16 protein-coding genes are annotated in these 18507 nt (G+C 35.9%); all 16 read right to left on the bottom strand.

Going from position 1 to position 18507, the window contains the following annotated elements; genetic code table 11:
- Positions 1-521: 521 nt before the first annotated feature.
- A complete protein-coding gene (lysS, locus tag HMPREF3264_RS03780) occupies positions 522-2009 on the bottom strand; it encodes a lysine--tRNA ligase (RefSeq protein WP_070871973.1) in 1488 nt (495 codons plus the stop codon).
- 13 nt (positions 2010-2022) lie between these two features.
- Complete coding sequence (locus HMPREF3264_RS03775; protein WP_002445680.1) at positions 2023-2262, bottom strand: tRNA-dihydrouridine synthase; 240 nt, start codon at positions 2260-2262, stop codon at positions 2023-2025.
- Positions 2259-2738: a 2-amino-4-hydroxy-6-hydroxymethyldihydropteridine diphosphokinase gene (gene folK / locus HMPREF3264_RS03770; protein WP_070830383.1), complete on the bottom strand. Its 480-nt coding sequence runs from the start codon at positions 2736-2738 to the stop codon at positions 2259-2261. Before folK ends, HMPREF3264_RS03775 begins: the two co-directional genes overlap by 4 nt.
- Entirely contained in the window at positions 2739-3104 is a 366-nt protein-coding gene (gene folB / locus HMPREF3264_RS03765; RefSeq protein WP_037541880.1) for a dihydroneopterin aldolase, read from the bottom strand. It lies immediately after the preceding gene.
- Entirely contained in the window at positions 3082-3885 is an 804-nt protein-coding gene (gene folP, locus HMPREF3264_RS03760) for a dihydropteroate synthase (RefSeq protein WP_070871972.1), read from the bottom strand. The genes folB and folP overlap by 23 nt, the downstream gene beginning before the upstream one ends.
- 306 nt (positions 3886-4191) lie before the next feature.
- Entirely contained in the window at positions 4192-5124 is a 933-nt protein-coding gene (cysK, locus tag HMPREF3264_RS03755) for a cysteine synthase A (protein ID WP_002445685.1), read from the bottom strand.
- 320 nt (positions 5125-5444) lie between these two features.
- Complete coding sequence (hslO, locus tag HMPREF3264_RS03750) at positions 5445-6326, bottom strand: Hsp33 family molecular chaperone HslO (RefSeq protein WP_070871971.1); 882 nt, start codon at positions 6324-6326, stop codon at positions 5445-5447.
- 301 nt (positions 6327-6627) lie between these two features.
- Positions 6628-8757 carry an ATP-dependent zinc metalloprotease FtsH gene (gene ftsH, locus HMPREF3264_RS03745; RefSeq protein ID WP_070871970.1) on the bottom strand — a complete coding sequence of 710 codons (2130 nt, stop codon included), beginning with the start codon at positions 8755-8757 and terminating at the stop codon, positions 6628-6630.
- Between the two features lie 299 nt (positions 8758-9056).
- On the bottom strand, positions 9057-9596 hold the full coding sequence (gene hpt / locus HMPREF3264_RS03740) for a hypoxanthine phosphoribosyltransferase (RefSeq protein WP_002445689.1): 540 nt from the start codon (positions 9594-9596) through the stop codon (positions 9057-9059).
- 2 nt (positions 9597-9598) lie between these two features.
- A complete protein-coding gene (tilS, locus tag HMPREF3264_RS03735) occupies positions 9599-10897 on the bottom strand; it encodes a tRNA lysidine(34) synthetase TilS (RefSeq protein WP_070871969.1) in 1299 nt (432 codons plus the stop codon).
- A gap of 205 nt (positions 10898-11102) precedes the next feature.
- Positions 11103-11507, bottom strand: a complete 405-nt coding sequence (locus HMPREF3264_RS03730; RefSeq protein ID WP_002445691.1) for a S1 domain-containing RNA-binding protein — start codon at positions 11505-11507, stop codon at positions 11103-11105.
- Between the two features lie 96 nt (positions 11508-11603).
- Positions 11604-12005, bottom strand: coding sequence for a cell division protein DivIC (gene divIC / locus HMPREF3264_RS03725; protein WP_070871968.1), 402 nt, complete (start codon positions 12003-12005; stop codon positions 11604-11606).
- A 23-nt stretch (positions 12006-12028) separates the two neighbouring features.
- On the bottom strand, positions 12029-12292 hold the full coding sequence (locus HMPREF3264_RS03720) for an RNA-binding S4 domain-containing protein (RefSeq protein ID WP_002445693.1): 264 nt from the start codon (positions 12290-12292) through the stop codon (positions 12029-12031).
- Positions 12289-13479 (bottom strand): MazG nucleotide pyrophosphohydrolase domain-containing protein, encoded by a 1191-nt coding sequence (locus HMPREF3264_RS03715; RefSeq protein ID WP_070871967.1) that lies wholly within the window; start codon positions 13477-13479, stop codon positions 12289-12291. The genes HMPREF3264_RS03720 and HMPREF3264_RS03715 overlap by 4 nt, the downstream gene beginning before the upstream one ends.
- The gene (locus tag HMPREF3264_RS03710) at positions 13476-15017 is read right to left on the bottom strand and encodes a polysaccharide biosynthesis protein (protein ID WP_070871966.1); all 1542 of its coding nucleotides are present in this window, start codon (positions 15015-15017) and stop codon (positions 13476-13478) included. The genes HMPREF3264_RS03715 and HMPREF3264_RS03710 overlap by 4 nt, the downstream gene beginning before the upstream one ends.
- Positions 15007-18507 carry a transcription-repair coupling factor gene (gene mfd, locus HMPREF3264_RS03705; RefSeq protein WP_176746813.1) on the bottom strand — a complete coding sequence of 1167 codons (3501 nt, stop codon included), beginning with the start codon at positions 18505-18507 and terminating at the stop codon, positions 15007-15009. Before mfd ends, HMPREF3264_RS03710 begins: the two co-directional genes overlap by 11 nt.

Raw genomic sequence — 18507 nt, 5'->3', positions numbered from 1 at the left:
AAATTAACTTACTTTATTAATAATACACACTTTTTAATGTCTTTGCAACGGTCAATTTTACACTCCGTTAAAATTCCGTTTACATTTTCGTAACAAGTGCGCTCGTTTTTGACGACTTTTATATGTTACTTCATTCAGACAAACAAGTCAACACTTTTATAAACATTTTTAAAAAATTAATGTCGAAAAAGTTCTTTATATAAGTTGCTTCTTTTCACTCGTAATATTCTATCACATGATATCAGCTAAATCTATATCAATATTTTCAATTTTATACTGCATTTGTATATTTTATTGTGAAAATAACCAGTCTTTTCAACAAAGATAACTCAATAACTAACCAATCGAAACGAAACAACTCTTTCGATCTAGTAACAATTACCTACAACATATGACTTGAATATGTATTTTTAGTTCATCTATTTCCTTAACCACCTCTATTAATTAGGTCGACTTTCATAATAAAAAACACTGATCACATAAATGTGACCAGTGCTGTATATAACATAATGTTAGACTTATTATTTCTGTCTCATATATGGGAATAACAATACGTCTCTGATTGATGGTGAATCTGTAAGTAGCATTACTAGACGATCAATACCGATACCTAAACCGCCTGTTGGAGGCATACCATATTCTAGCGCTTCAATGTAATCTTCATCCATTTCATGCGCTTCATCATTACCTTGCTCTTTCTCAACAAGTTGTGCTTCGAAACGTTCACGTTGATCGATTGGATCATTAAGTTCAGTAAAGGCATTCGCGTGTTCTCTACCTACAATAAACAATTCAAAACGATCAGTAAATCTTGGATCTTCTGGGTTCTTTTTAGCTAAAGGAGAGATCTCAATTGGATGACCATAAATGAATGTTGGTTGAATTAATGTTTCTTCAACTTTTTGTTCGAAAAATTCATTTAAAATATGACCATATTTCATGTTTTCAGTAATTTCAATACCGTGTTCCTTAGCAAGTGCAACCGCTTCTTCGTCTGATTGAACATCATAGAAGTTCACTCCAGTTGCTTCTTTAACTGCATCTACAATGTGAAGTCTTCTCCAAGAAGATTCTAAATCGATTTCTTCACCATTATATTGAACTTTAGCTGAACCGAAAACTTCTTGAGCAATGTGTCTGACCATACTTTCAGTTAAATCCATAATATCATGATAATCAGCATACGCTTCGTATAATTCAATCATTGTAAATTCCGGATTATGACGAGTAGAAACGCCTTCGTTACGGAATACGCGTCCGATTTCATAAACTTTTTCTAAACCACCAACAATTAAACGTTTCAAGTGTAATTCAATGGCAATACGCATATATAACGTAGCATCTAATGCATTATGGTGTGTAACGAATGGGCGTGCTGCAGCACCACCAGCGATTTGATGCATCATAGGTGTTTCAACTTCTAAGAAACCTTGTTTATTTAAATAATTACGCATTTCTTGAATGATTTTACTACGATTAATGAATGTACGTGTACTGTCTTCATTTGTAATTAAATCTAAGTAACGTTGACGATATCTTTGCTCAATATCTTGTAAGCCATGGAACTTATCTGGTAAAGGACGTAATGATTTAGATAATAATGTAAACGACTTAGCTTTAACTGATATTTCTCCAGTATTCGTCTTAAACATGACACCTTCAATACCTACGATGTCACCTAAGTCAGCGATTTTCCAAATATCAAATTGTTCTTCTCCAATTTGATCTTTTCTTACATATATTTGAATTTGTCCTGATAGATCTTGAATATGAGCAAATCCAGCTTTACCTTTACCACGTTTTGTCATTAAACGACCTGCAATTGCAACGTGACTTTCGTCTTCTTTTTCATGTAATTCTTCTTTTGAGTATTGATCCCATTGCGCTTTCAGTTCACTAGAAGTCGCACTACGATCGAAACGATGTCCGAACGGATCAATTCCTAAATCAATTAATTCTTGTAGTTTTTGACGACGGACCTGCATTTGGTCATTCATTTCTTCTGACATAACTTTCTCTCCTTTAAGCTTCTTGTATTTCTATAGATTGTTCCATGCGTTCTTGTTGGGAATTTTGTAAAACATCTCTTATTTCAGGTTCGATTTCAGCTTCGTTTAGAGCTTCAGTTGTTTGACCGTTACCTTTGACACCCTTAAGATACCATGAAGCATGATTTCTCATTTCCATAACGCCAATCTTCTCACCTTTTAATTCTACAAGACGGCGCAAATGTAATAAAGCAATTTCTACTTTATCTCTCATTTCTTATACTTCTTAACTGTATCGTCTGCCGTTACTAAATTTCCAATAGTTTGATTGGAACGAGGTTCGATTTGATTTGAGGCAATATCATTCAAAGGTATAAGTACAAACGAACGTTCATTCATTCTCGGATGTGGTACCGTTAAATTTTCTTCTTCAATAATTTGATCGCCATATAATAATATGTCTACATCTAGAGTTCTTGGCCCCCAACGTACGACTCTCACACGATGTAATTGTTGCTCAGTCTCTAAGCAACATGACAAGAGTTCTCGAGGTGCCAATGTCGTTTCTATTTCAACACATAAATTTAAAAAGTTAGGTTGCTCAGTATATCCCACCGGTTCAGTTTCATAAATATCGGAGACTTGAGTCACTTTAATACCTTCAAAGTTATTCAGAATCTTTATCGCTTCATCGAGTTGAGCTTCACGTTCTCCAATGTTACTCCCTAAACCTAAAAAAGCTTTAACCATTTAGCAATTCTCCCTCACTATTTCAATTCCAACGCCGTCATAATGGCCTGGGATGGGTGGGTTTTCTTTAGTAATTCTAACTTTCGTTTCCATTACACGATTATAGTGTGAATTTATACGTTTTGCAATACGTTCAGCCAGATGTTCAATTAACTTAGAAGGCTCACCTTCAACGATAGTCTTCACATCTTCAAACACTTCTCCATAATTCACTGTATCTTCTACATCATCTGATTGACCTGCATCTTTCAAATCGACTTTCAAAGTAACATCTACAATGAATACTTGACCAATTTCATTTTCAGCTGGCAATACTCCATGATACCCGTAAAAACGCATACCATTAAGAAAGATTATGTCGTTCATATTCATTCTCCTTTAAGAAATCCATACTCTGAGCTAAACGGGCATTCAATTGAACGTTATGAACTCGAACAGCTTTAACACCTTTCATTATACCATAGGCAGTCGTTGCCGCTGTTGCTTCGTCTCTTTCTAAAGGCGTGGTATCCGTACCAATCATTTCTTTAATGAATCTTTTTCGACTCGTCGCTAGTAATATAGGGTACTCGGTCGCTACAAGCTCATCCAAACGTGCCATTACTTCATTTTCTTCTTCGCGCGTTTTCGCAAATCCAATTCCTGGATCTAACCATATTTTCTCTTGAGGAATACCAGCCATTTCTGCTTTGTTAGCTTGAGCCATGAGCGACATGAGCATTTCGTCTACAACTGGGTCATCTCTATGTCCATCTCCATTATGCATTAGGACGATTTCCGCTTCATAGTGAGCTACAACTTTAAACATTTTAGAATCATATAATCCAGCCCATTGATCATTAATGATCGAAGCACCTAATTTAAGACATGCTTCAGCGACTTCACTACGAAATGTATCTACAGAGATTTGTACGTCATATTGTGAGATTGCTTCAACAACTGGTATCACTCTCTCCATTTCTTCCTCTAATGTTACTTCTTCATGGCCTGGTCGTGTTGAAACGCCGCCTACATCGACAATATCCACGCCCTCATCCATCATCTCTTTGACGCGTTCAATCGCTTTATCAACCGAATTATATTGACCTCCATCCGAGAATGAATCAGGCGTGACATTCAATATGCCCATAATTTTTGTTTTCGCCATTTGCTTCACCTTTTTTCTAATTTATAACTTTATTTGTAGATGTGTATGTATTTTTCTTAATTTTGAAAATTAAAATACAAATACTACACGACTTACTATCAATCATATCATTCATAGCCTACGCTTTTGAGTATATTTTTCATTCTTAATTAAAAATATAAAATTAAAGAACATGATATGTTTTCACAATAACAAAAAAGACGAAGATGCAAGGCTAAGTCTTTACAATATCAATGTTCAAAATACATCGATATCATAGCAACTTCGCCAACATCTTCGTCTATATATCACTTTAATTATTTAATATTAGTCATCAAATGAATATAAAGGAGTAGATAGGTAACGTTCACCATTACTTGGTAATACTGTTACAACTGTTTTACCTTTACCTAATTCTTTTGCTTTTTGGATAGCAGCATAGATTGCAGCACCTGAAGAAATACCAGCTAAGATACCTTCTTCTTTAGCTACTCGACGAGCCATATCCATTGCAGTCTCATTACCAACTTTAATAATACTATCATAAATTTCAGTGTTGAGTGTATCAGGTACGAATCCTGCACCTAAACCTTGTAATTTATGTGGACCAGGTTCGCCACCGCTTAATACAGGAGAAGCTTCTGGTTCAATCGCCACGATTTGAACGTTAGGATATTCTTTTCTTAAGACTTTACCAACACCTGAAAGTGTACCACCTGTACCTACACCTGCTAAGAAAGCATCAATTTCTTTACCTTCAAATTGTTCTACTAATTCTGGACCAGTTGTAAGTTCATGGATTTCAGGGTTAGCAGGGTTTTCGAATTGTTGAGGTTCGAAATAGCCGTGTTCTTCTTTAAGTTCTTTCGCTTTTTTAATAGCACCTTTCATTGCTTCTGACCCTGGAGTTAATACAAGTTCTGCACCATAAGCTTTTAATAAGTTACGACGCTCTTGACTCATTGTTTCAGGCATTGTGAAGACAGCTTTATAACCTTTTGCTGCACATACAAATGCTAAACCGATACCTGTGTTACCACTTGTTGGTTCTACAATTGTGTCACCAGGTTTAATTTTACCTTCGCGTTCGGCTTTTTCAATCATTGCTAATGCGATACGGTCTTTAACTGAGCCACCTGGATTTTGATATTCTAATTTGACATAAATATCTGCTGCATCTTCATCAACTACGTTTCTTAATTTAACTACAGGTGTGTTACCAATAATTTGTGTAACGTTATCTACGGGTTTTTGTGCCATTAAAAACACTCCTTTTTGTTATATAATTATAAAACTTAGTTTTCCTATCGGATATAGATTTATTCTATCAGAATTTTCTAAAAAGAGAAACAGAATTGTCTTGTCCTCAATAAAAAACCTATACTTAACATATACATTAGAATTTTTCCCTACAGAAATCAAATTAAACGTAAGGAGATAACTGAACCACGAATGAAGATTAACTACTACGATACCGTCAAATTGATGATATCGAAAACGTCAATCTTAAATTTCATGGGTTCAACTATCTCCCCTAAACATACTTTTCAGCTATTATTCAATCCCATTTAGCGCCATACTTACTTCATTGTCGCTAATAAATCTTCTAATTCGCCTTCACTATATTGATATTTATTACCACAGAAATGACAAACTGCTTCAGCACCATGATCTTCATCAATCATACTTTGTACTTCTGCTTCACCTAAGCCTTTGATCGCGTTTAAGAATTTTTCATGACTGCAATTACATTCAAATTGTGCAGGCATCGTATCTAAGATTTGAACATTGTCTTCTCCTAGAATTTCATTCAGAATACCTTCAGGTGTTAATCCTTGTTCAATTAACTTAGAAACTGGTTGCATTTGATTAATTGCATTCTCTAAACGCGTCACTGTTTCATCTTTAGCTCCAGGCATAACTTGGATAATAAAACCTCCTGCAGCTTTAATTGAGTTATCAGGGTTAACTAGAACGCCTAATCCAACTGAAGAGGGTGTTTGTTCACTTGTAGCATAATAATAAGTAAAGTCATCTCCAAGTTCACCGGATACTATCGGACTTGCTCCTGAGAAATAGTCTTTCATTCCTACATCTTTAACCACTTGAATTGAACCATCAGTACCTACTGCACGACTCACATCCAACTTGCCTTGCGCATTAAGTGGGAAGTGTGTTTGTGGATGGTCGACATATGCACGTACGTTTCCCGTCGCGTCTGCATCTGCGATAATTCGTCCTATTGGTCCTTTGCCGTCTACTGTAACAGTTAACTTTTGATCGCCTTTTAACATTGCACCCATCATAACTGTTGCAGTCATCGTACGTCCCATTGCAGCTGATGCTGTAGGCCACGTATAGTGTCTAGTTTGTGCTTCTTGCACAGATTCTGTAGTGATTGCTGCATAGGCTCTGATTTCGCCATCATATGCCAATCCTCTTACGATATAATCATGTGTCATTTGTCATTCTCCTTTTAATTTTTAATCTATTTCATAAGTTTTATTTTTAAATTCATTACTGATTGACTATTATACATCTGTTGTTTAGTAATATGAAATGTGTTGCTCATTTTGAAAATAAACATTCGAGTAGCCCGAAATAAATTAAATAAGCCTACCTCAATATGATTAATTTTAAACAAGCATACCTTCGAAATACCTTACGTTTCTATCATTCCACACTGAGTGTCATCTCACACTAAAAAAAGCCTCTTCCTACTTCAATGATTGAATGAGTAGAAAGAGACTTAATTCAACTTAACTAATGTCTGTTATCAGGATTGCTTGGATTATATGGTTTATCGATATTTGGTGATTGTTCATGTCCAGTCGCTTCTGAATCAGAATCATAGTCTGATTCGCTTCCTGAACGATCACGATCTTCTTGTTGACGTCTTTCTTTATCGATTTCACGATCTTCTTTACGATCTTGTTCTTCTTCCTTATGGCCTTCTTCTAATTGTTCTTTACGAATATCGTCGTAAGATTTGCCATATTTACCATCACTATAATCAGTATCTTCATCTTTAACAACTTTTGCAGCGTCATAATCAACTTCAGGTAGTTTACCTTCGTTAAATAATGAACGGATTTGTTCTGCAACTAATGTTTCTTCAGTAAGCAATGTCTTAGCAATCAGTTTAAGTTGTTCTTCATGTTCTAATAAGATTTGTTTACAACGTTCGTATTGTTCTTTAACGATACGTTGAACTTCTTTATCAATTTCATAAGCAATTTGACCAGAGTAATTAGGCTCGCCTTGCATATCTTTTCCAAGGAATACTTGGCCGCCACTACTACTAGAGAATTGTAACGGTCCGAGTTTCTTACTCATACCATATTCAGTAACCATTGATCTAGCAATTTGTGTTGCACGTTCAAAGTCATTTGAAGCACCAGTTGATACTTCGCCAAAGTTGATATCTTCAGAAACACGTCCACCAAGTAAACCACAAATTTTATCTAGTAATTCTGGCTCAGTCATTAAGAAGCGATCTTGTTTCGGTAACATCATCGCGTAACCACCGGCTTGTCCACGAGGAACGATTGTTACTTTGTGCACGACTTCTGCTTCATCAAGCACCATACCAATAATAGTATGCCCTGCTTCGTGATGTGCAACAATATTACGTTCTTTCTCAGAAATAACACGAGATTTCTTAGCTGGACCTGCAATCACACGGTCTGTTGCTTCTTCAATGTCACGCATGTCAATTTTATTTTTACCTTCACGAGCAGCAATTAATGATGCTTCGTTAAGTAAGTTTTCTAAATCAGCACCAGAGAAACCAGGTGTTCTTTGAGAAATTGCCTTCAAGTCAACTGTTTCATCAAGTGGTTTATTTCTAGCATGTACGTGAAGAATTGCTTCACGACCTTTAACATCCGGACGTCCAACCTGAATTTGTCTATCGAAACGACCAGGACGTAATAAGGCTGGGTCCAAGATATCAGGACGGTTTGTCGCAGCAATCATGATGATGCCTTCATTTTCCCCGAAGCCGTCCATTTCAACTAATAATTGGTTAAGCGTTTGTTCACGTTCGTCATGACCGCCACCTACACCAGCGCCACGTTGACGACCTACTGCATCAATTTCATCAATGAAAATGATACATGGTGCGTTTTTCTTAGCATTTTCGAATAAATCACGAACACGGCTTGCACCAACACCAACAAACATCTCTACGAAGTCAGAACCACTGATAGAGAAGAATGGTGCGCCAGCTTCCCCTGCAACCGCACGTGCTAATAATGTTTTACCTGTACCTGGAGGTCCAACAAGTAAGACACCTTTAGGAATTCTAGATCCCATTTGTTTAAATTTCTTATTATCTTTTAAGAAATCTACAATTTCGATTAATTCTTGTTTCTCTTCATCAGCACCTGCAACATCAGAGAAACGAACGCGACGTTTATTACTGTTGTACATTTTAGCTTTAGATTTACCAAAGTTCATCATACGACCTCCGCCGCCACCACCTTGGGCTTGGCTAAGGAAGAAAATAAATAATAATGCAATGATTAATACTGGAATCAGTGTTGTTAGAATACTAACAAAGACACTTTGTTTTTCTTCTTCTTTAACTGTAAATTTCAGACCATCTTGTTTCTTAGCTGTGTCTGTAATTTTTTGTAAGTCTTTTTCATTGTTATATAAAACTGTTGATGAGTAATCGTCACCACTTTTAGTTTTACCACTTACCATATATACATTTTGTTCAGGTTGGATTTCTAAAGATTTTAAATCGCCTTTATCCAACTTATTAACAAATTGAGTGTATGTAAGTTGTTTAGGCATATTTCCATTACCATTTAAGAACGAAAATACCCCAAATATAATAACGCCTATAATTGCGATAACTAGCACATTGCGAAAAGCTTTCTGCATGCGTCATTTCCTCCTACTTCCAATAATAAAACTAACAAAAATTGTAACACAATACTTCTTAGACAGGCTAGTATTTCAACTTTCGTATTGATTCTTCAATTTTAGTCAATTCCAACTATATATTTCTTTAAATTTTGCTATCTTATTCATTTATCATGTAAAGACAAATACGACTCATTTCAAAAAGGACCTATAGCGTATAAATCGAGTCTACACTATATCTAGCGACACGCATAGTTATAATGTACGCAATACGCAAATCAATAGTGCTTGTATTCATTTAGGTTCCACCCATACATTTATTTAGAATAAACTTCAGGTTTTAACGTACCAATATACGGTAAGTTTCTATATAATTCCCCATAATCTAAGCCGTAACCAACAACAAATTCATCTGGGATTTTTTTACCAACGTATTTCGCTTCTATATCCGCTTTACGACGATTTGGTTTATCAAGTAGTGTTACAATTTCTAAAGACTTAACTTTACGTGATTGTAATAACTCAGTTATAGATTTTAATGTTGTTCCTGTTTCTAAAATATCTTCAATGATCAGTACATCTTTATTTTCAATTGATGAACCTAAATCCTTTATAATTTGAACTTCACCCGTTGATTCTGTACCTCCGTGATAACTTGAAACATCCATAAAATCGATGGATAAATGTGTATCGATACGTTTGATTAAATCTGCCATGAACATGACTGATCCTTTAAGAATACCTACACATACAAGCGGACGATTTTGATAGTCTGCTGTAATCTTTTCACCTAATTCTTTACAAATATTTTGAATGTCTTCCTCTGTTAATAAAACATCCTTTAAATCGTTATGCATTATTATTCATCTCCATTATCCGTAATCATTATTAAGTCTTTAAAACGCTCATGGACATATAAGCACCCTATAGCTATGATTTCATTAGAATTATTAACCACTACAGGTATACGCTCTCGTTCATCAGCGATAATTTTTTGATCTATGAACAAACGACTTACTTTTTTATGCCCTTTTTTACCGTTAAGTTTAAACACATCACCATGACGTCTCACTCGAATTTTTAGAGGGTATGACGTCTCAGGTAAGTGTTGATTAATATCAATTTTATAGCCATTGAATCGATATGTACCTGGCTGTTCTATCGTAATACTTGTTATGCTATTTTCTCTGTCTACTGATTTAGCCATTATTATTAATGTATCATATGCAATTTGAATTATCCATTTTTCTGTAACATCTATATTAAATTGAGATTTGTTATTTTGAAATTGTTGAAACCATTCATCGTATGTTTTTTGAGGTATTGCAAAGTGAAGTTTCAAATTTTCAAATAGTTGATCCATTACTATTGTTTTAACATTTGAATTGAGTGTATTAAAGGCTTCTCTTGAAAATGAATAGCCCATCTCGTCTTTATTTTCAAATACGAAGTGAGAGATAAAATGTTGCGCATATTCATTTAATAACTGTAATTCATTGTCATGCCAGTCCTTTAACTTCAACAAATGATGTGTATCGAGAAATGGATTGCGATTGATTGTCGGAAGGATTCGCTGTCTAATATCATTCCGCACATATTTCGTGTCTTTATTGGAATCATCTTCAAAGTAAGGAATAGTGTTCGAATGTTGGTAAGCTAAAATGTCCTCTTTTGATACTTCTAATAAAGGACGACAAACACGATAATGTTTATAATTTGATATGAGTGACATACCTAAAGCACTACGAGTAGAGCGACCACTTAGTAAACGATAAAAAATCGTTTCAAGCTGATCATCAAGATGGTGTGCTGTTAACAAGGTATCAGCATCGATTTTTTGAATGATTTCACCAAACCAATCATACCGGCGTTGCCTTGCTTCATGCTGAATACTATTACCCTTTTCTACTATTTGAGATAAATCGAGATGTTTCACATATAATTCAATATGATGCGCTCTGCAATAATCTTTTAGAAACTGTTCTTCTTCAACGGATTGATGACGCAAACCGTGATTCACATGAACACAAGTTAGTTTGCGATATGTATTATGATAATCATGCAACAAACTATGTAATAAAGACATGCTATCAACCCCTGTTGAAACAGCAACCACTAAGTGTGCATCCTTAGACCATCCTTCTGTGTTAAGCTCCATTATCTCACCTCACTTCGAAAATAAAATAGGAGTGGGCGAGAATTCAAAAGAGTTATATTTGAATTCGTCGTCCCACCCCATAAGAGTGATACATGTGTTCAATCACCGACCAACATCTCTCTTTGATGGCCACCACATTTTGTTCTTATCAACCATTATTCATTGTATTAAATATGGCTCGATGTATGTCTAAATCTATTTTATATTAACGTCTTGAACCTTTACCGCCACGACGTGACTCTGTTTGACGTTTGATTGAAGTTAATTTATCTTCACTATCCTTTAGGAAGTTACTTAATTTCTTCTCAAAGTCTTCAGTTTTTTGAACTGGCTTTCCATGATTAGATTTATTATTATGGTGAGGTTTACGAGGACGATCTTTAGCTTTTTTAATCGATAGACTAATTTTACCGTCATCAGCGATTGATAATACCTTTACTTCAACTTCGTCACCAACTGATAAGTGGTCTTCAACATTTTCAACGTAATTGTCAGCAACCTCACTGATATGTACTAAACCACTTTTTCCTTCAGGTAATTCTACAAATGCACCAAATTTTTTGATACCTGTAACTTTACCTTTAAGCTTGTTTCCTACTTCGATTGACATTTTCTAAATAAATCCTCCTGGTTAGATTCGATTTTATTCTTATTATATTCCTGTTCGCGTAATTTAACAATGCTATAATCAGATTATTTTATCATCCTAGTTATCGTCATCATCGGATGATTTAGATTTAGAGGATTTATTGTCACCTGGTAATCTAAATATAACTTCGCCCTTATTACTTAAATAATAGTCATCTCGAGCTACTTTTTCGATATAATCCTTATCATTTAAGTTATTTAATTTCTCTTTTAGAGCAATTTCTTCATCTTGTTGTTTTTGGAATTGGGCTTCTTTATGTTTTCTTTCAACCGCATCTTGATCGTTACTATGCTTTTGAATGACAAGCAACACGATTAAAATCAGTATAGCTGCTAAAAGTATGCCACCAAATACAGCAATACGTTTACGTACGACACGCATTTTCATTTTTTGACGCTGCTTTTTCTTATTTTCTTGTGAGGTATACTGATTGCCTATATTCTTTACTTTATTACTCATTGCTTGTCACCTCCTTGTACATTTCACGCTTCATTAATGCGTTCTTCTTTAATTAATTCATACATGCCTTTTGCGTTTTCTTTTGTGGCATGTTCATTTAAACCCGTAACTTTAACAGTAACTAACTTCTGGCCAAAGCGAATGACGAGCTCATCATTTTCTTTAACATCAGTTCCTGCTTTCGCTACGTTGCCATTTACAGTTACACGACCTTGATCGCTAATTTCTTTAGCTAACGTACGTCGTTTAACAAGTCGTGAAACCTTTAAATATTTATCTAATCTCATGATTGATTCTCCCCTTGTTGTAAAAAATTTCTGAGGGCGTCTTCGTCAAAGTGTTTATTTTTGGTTTCATCATACAACTTCAAGAAATGCTCTGCAAATACTTTCTCGAATTTCACACGAGGCTTTTTACCTTCTTTATCTTTCGCTGCAGACCAAATCTCTTTTAAGTCTTCCACAGAATCAGCTTGTGCTTCTCCAAATATATGAGGATGACGACGGATCATCTTGGCATTAAGACTTTCAATGACTTCTTTGATATCCATATAACCTTCTTTTTTGCCAATACTTGTGTGGAGTAAGACTTGTAGTAAGATGTCACCTAACTCTTCTATCATATGCCAATCATCTTCATTGTCAATCGCTTCGAATAATTCAAACGTTTCTTCTAACAAATACCGTTTAAGTGTTTCATGCGTTTGAATTTTATCCCAAGGACAACCTTTCTCGTCATCTACAAGTAAATCAATTGTTTGTACCACAAAGTCAAAGTCTTGATAAAATGCTTTATCATCGTTCACTTTAGGAATGTATAAACTTGTAAGATTATTGAATTCATTTTCATGATGATCAATTTCATAAAGTGGGCATGTAATTACTTGAGAACCACCACTATGCGCACCTGTCACAATCTTCACTTCCCAATCATCAGGGTAGCGTTCCATCAACGTTAACTTCAGATCAGCCGCCACCATTGCACTATACACTTGTGTAATCATCGTATGTGTGCGTATATTCAGCATTGACTCTTCTAAAGCTGTGCCATCTAACAACGTAAAGCCATCGTTAGGGTCCACATTTACCGCTTCAAAGATATCATCGATAAAGCTTTTACCACCCAAAGTTTCTACACTAATATCATCATGCGATTGACTATATTCGAGCAACTTTGCCGTCGTCGTCTCAGCCACGCGAGGATGACCCGGAACCGCATAAACAATATCTTCGAATTGTGCACGTTGTATCAATTCATTCACAATCGTTTCGTACACTTCTTCGAAAGTTGCATTATCCTCATAAATATCATCAAAACTTTCGAAGTGAAGTTCTTTCTTCAGTTCTTCGACCACGGGGTGATCTAAAGTTCTCGCATAGATTTTGGGTTTATTTTTTAAAAAGCGATAAATGCCTAGCGGTAAATCATCAATACTGTAATTACCTAAACCAACAATTGTAATAGTGTGACTCATGAACGTCTTCCTTTCTTAAAATGATAAAGTTTATCTCCAAAAGGTAAATATTTCAACTCTTTATAGCTTAATACATCAAACATCATGATATATATAATCAGAATGCCAATTCCTACGAAAGCACCGATGAATAATTCAATCAATCCCATCATTCGCCCGTGACTCGGAATCAAGAACATTACCGCTTGCACAGCAACACTCATAACAACCATGCCACCTACTAATTTAATAATAAACGAGCGCATCTGACTAAAACGATAATACTTCAGTACTTCTATTTGTAACACACCCACAAATATAAATAGCGATAGCACGGTGCTTAAACTGGCACCCAAAATACCAAATTGACTGATGCATATAACATTTAAAATAGCTTTAGACATCAATCCAAGTGTAATGCCAATCAATATAGGTCGTATATGATTTAACACTTGTAACAACGCAATATTCATCATAATGAGTGATACACACATTACTGTAACCATATAGACGCTTAGTGTTGCAGTGAGTGCATTGTTCTTGAAAAAGACACGATTCATCAGCGGAAGCAAATTGATTAAGCCAATTCCCGCTGCCGAACTCATCAACACAGTAATCTTTACTGATGCATTCGCATAGCGATTCTTATGAATATCATTACGATGTTGAATAGCTTCAGTGAGTAAAGGTATGAGCACGAAACTAAATGTTGTTGTGACGATTAAGCCCATTTGGATAAAGGATGCACCTCTATCATATATACCTTTATGCTGAATAGCTTCTTTAAACGAGAGCCCACTCACTTGTAACGTGTGTATGACTGTGAAACTATCGACAACTTGCCACAAGATGACGATAAGTTGGCTCAATGCATAGATTAATATAGATACGAATAATTGTCGCCAATTTACATGCACTGTGTTGTGCTTTAATTTTAAGGAAAATGGACGCGTCAGCACTAAATAAAGCATGGAACCTAAAAACCCAATAGATGAAGCCAGGATTGCTAATGTCCCTGCTTGGTAAACTGACCAGCCATGAAGAGAAAATAAGACAATCGCAATAATAATTAAGCCAACCCGAATAAATTGTTCTATTACCTGGGAAATAGCTGGAATATTCATCTCTTGTTTCGCCTGGTAAAATCCACGCAACACGCCTAAGATACCAATTAATATAAAGCTAAAACTCGCCATTCTTAACATTGGCGTTAATCTGTCATCACCCATCCAAACCGCAATAGGATGTGCACAAATAAAGATGACGACAAATATGGCAAATCCAACATATTGCAAACGTAACATCACTTTCGAATAAGTCGAAATAGAGCTATTGACACCTAAAACTTGAGTGACGGCACTCGGTATCGCGTTCATGGACAGAATCATACCTAATGCCACGATGGGATAGACCTGTTGATATGCATATAACCCTTGATCTCCAAGTACATTCTGATATGGCACACGATAAATGGCACTCAAAACTTTAACAATAATGAGCGCTAACGTTAGTATGATGACACCATTAAACGCTGTTTTAGGCTGTGATTTACGCTTCATCTTCAATCGCCATACTTTCTTCGATACATTTAACTAAGAATTTCAAGCTATCTAGCCACTGTTTAGATTTAGTAAGCGTCACGCGCATCGCGTTATCTTGAACGCCTACTTTCATGGCTCTACCAAGTGGTTGCGACTGTTTGAATAGTTCTTCGCCGTTAATGTTTTCAGTAGCTTTAGTAGAGAGCGATACCTCAATTGTCTTGCCTTTATCTTTAATCAATGTAATACCCGCATGGAGGGCATGTACTTTAATTTCAACGATATCTAAAAGACGTTCCACCTCAACTGGATAATCATTGAAACGGTCGATAAGTTCATCTTTAACATCGAATAATTGATCTTCGGTCTCAACTTTACGTAATTTTTTATAAATTTCAATTTTAGCTTGTTCATTTTGTATATATTCAGCTGGTAAATAAGCGTCGAGATTCAATTCCACTTCTACTTCTGGCGCATCTGGTGTTTCTTCTTTAATGCCACGCTTTTCATTTACCGCTTCTTCAAGCATTTGTGAGTACAAGTCGAAACCAACTGAATCAATAAAGCCATGTTGTTGTTTACCTAGTAAGTTTCCAGCACCACGAATATTGAGATCTCGCATTGCGATTTTAAAGCCTGAACCAAGTTCAGTAAATTCTTTAATCGCTTGTAGACGTTCTTCAGCTGTTTCATTTAAGACCTTGTTAGCTGGATGGAGGAAGTAAGCATACCCGATTCGACTTGAACGACCTACACGTCCTCTAAGTTGATACAGTTGACTAAGACCAAAACGGTCAGCTTCTTCGATAATCAGTGTATTGGCATTAGGTACATCCACACCTGTTTCAATAATCGTTGTTGTAACCAAAATATCATATTCATGGTTGATGAAACTAAGCATTGTCTCTTCTAAATCACGTTCAGTCATTTGACCATGCGCAACCGCAATATTGGCATCTGGCATTAGCATTTGCAGTTGTTCGCGCTTTTCATAAATAGATTGAACTTTGTTATACAAATAGAACACTTGCCCATCACGCGACAATTCACGTTCTAATGCTTCTTTTATAAAGTTAGTGTTTTGTTCTAACACATAAGTTTGAACAGGGAAGCGGTTCTCCGGTGGCGTTTCGATGACAGATAAATCACGAACGCCTAACATACTCATGTGCAAGGTTCTTGGTATAGGTGTCGCCGTTAAAGTGAGCACATCCACGTTCTTTTTGAGCGTTTTAATGCGTTCTTTGTGTCGTACACCGAATCGTTGTTCTTCATCGACAATGAGTAGACCTAAATCTTTATACTGGATATCTTTGCCGAGCAATTTATGAGTACCGACCACGATATCCACGTATCCAGATTTCAAGCCTTCTTTCGTCTCTTTAATTTCCTTTGTAGTACGGAAACGACTCACAAGCTGAATTTCAACAGGGAAGTCTTGCATACGTTCAATTAGCGTCTCATAATGCTGTTGAGCCAGAATGGTTGTAGGAACAAGAAACGCCACTTGTTTCCCTTCCATCACTGCTTTAAATGCTGCACGCACAGCAACTTCCGTCTTACCATAACCAACATCACCACATAATAAACGATCCATAGGTCGTTCACGTTCCATATCGCTCTTGATTTCTTCAATTGATTTGTCTTGGTCAGGTGTTAACTCATATGGGAAGTCATGTTCAAATGCTGATTGTTCTGCAGTGTCCTCCCCATATTTGTAACCCACCGACATTTCACGTTCTTTATAAAGGTCTATCAATTCATCTGCAATATCTTCAACACTTTGTTGAACTTTGGCTTTCGTCTTCTTCCATTCTGTGCCGCCCAATTTGTTTAATCTTGGGGATTTATCTTCAGAAGCAACATATTTTTGAACCTGGTCCATTTGATCTACAGGCACGAATAATTGGTCAGTACCTTTATACTGCAATTTAATATAATCACGATGTGTATCGCCTACTTCAAGCGTTTCAACACCTAAATAACGTCCAACCCCGTGATGTACGTGAACGATATAGTCTCCTACGTTTAAGTCTTGATAAGATTTGATCTTTTCAGCGTTCGATAGCGTTTTGGTACGCTTACGTTGTTTCTTTTGTTTTGTCTTGAAAAGTTCTCTCTCCGTAATCACCACTAATTGCATGTAAGGTAATTCAAAGCCTTCAGACAAACTACCTTCTGTAACGATGGCTTGTCCGCTATCAACCTTTTCATGGATATGAGAGACCGTCGGAATGTGCATTTCATTTAACATGGATTGAATACGTTCAACTTTCGTTTCCGTCTCCACAAGTACCATAATTGTATAGTCATTATGAATAAATCTTTGAAATTCTGAACGCATGATGTCGTATTGACCATAGAATTGCTGAACAGGTTTACATGAGAATTTAATAATATGTTCTAGCGGCACTTGCATGGAGGATGTGAATAATGTGAAATAGGCCACGGGACGCTTTTCAAGTAATGTTTCGAAACCATCATATTTCATGAAACTTTGTCCTATAAACCCATTTCCACTCTCAATTAAGTTGCCAATAAAGTCATCCACTTCTGTTGTTAATGTCTCTTCCGTTTCTTTCACACGGTTAAATTCATCTACTGCGATAATCGCATCATCTCGGAAATAATCAATAATTGTAGATGGTTGTTCATACATAAACGCAACTAAACGTCGTAATAATTGATGATCAAAGAATGTAGATTCAAATAATTTGAAACTTTCATACGTTTCTTTTAAATCATTACGCACAGATTTTTCAATTTTAGGACGTGTATGTTCGTACGCTTCTTTTAGATGTGTCTGTAAATGCTGAATAACCTCATCTGTAATGATATAGTCACTCGCAGTAGTGATTTCGACTTCTTCAATATTTTCATTAGAGCGCTGCGTTTCAACATCGAAGTCTCTAATTGAATCGACTTCTGTATCAAATAATTCTATTCTTACAGGCGTACCTATAAGTGGATAAATATCAATGATACCGCCACGTAGTGAGAATTCCCCAATATGAGAAACCACACTTTCTCTGCGATAGCCCATATTCACTAATTTGTTTAGAAATGCTTCGACATCTATGTCTTCTCCTACTTTAAGCGTCATTTGATGACTCTGCCACATTTCTACAGGGGTTAACCATTTTTTGAAACCATTTAATGGCACAATAAATAACCCTTTCACGCCTTGGGCTAGCGCCGTCAATGTTCTCACACGTTCACTCATTAATTGAGGACTCTGTGTTGAGAATTCTTCAGTCATAATATCTTGTACTGGGTACTTATACACTTCAGAACCATCAACGTATTGTAAAAGGTCTGCTTCAATTTTGTCTGCTTGGTATAAATTATTCGTTACGAGTAACAATTGCTTATGATCTTTAAGATACTTTTCAGCGATAATTGTCGCTTTAGCAGAAGGGGATAATCCCGTAACTAATATGTTATCTTGACCAAAAACGTCATCTAATTCCTGAAAACGTTTATCTTCACTTATATAATCTGTAATCAT

It is taken from the genome of Staphylococcus sp. HMSC62A08, from assembly GCF_001839105.1.
Classification (GTDB): Bacteria; Bacillota; Bacilli; order Staphylococcales; family Staphylococcaceae; genus Staphylococcus; species Staphylococcus caprae.
Note: the sequence above shows the minus strand (reverse complement) of the source record. Positions and strands in the feature narration are given on the sequence as shown.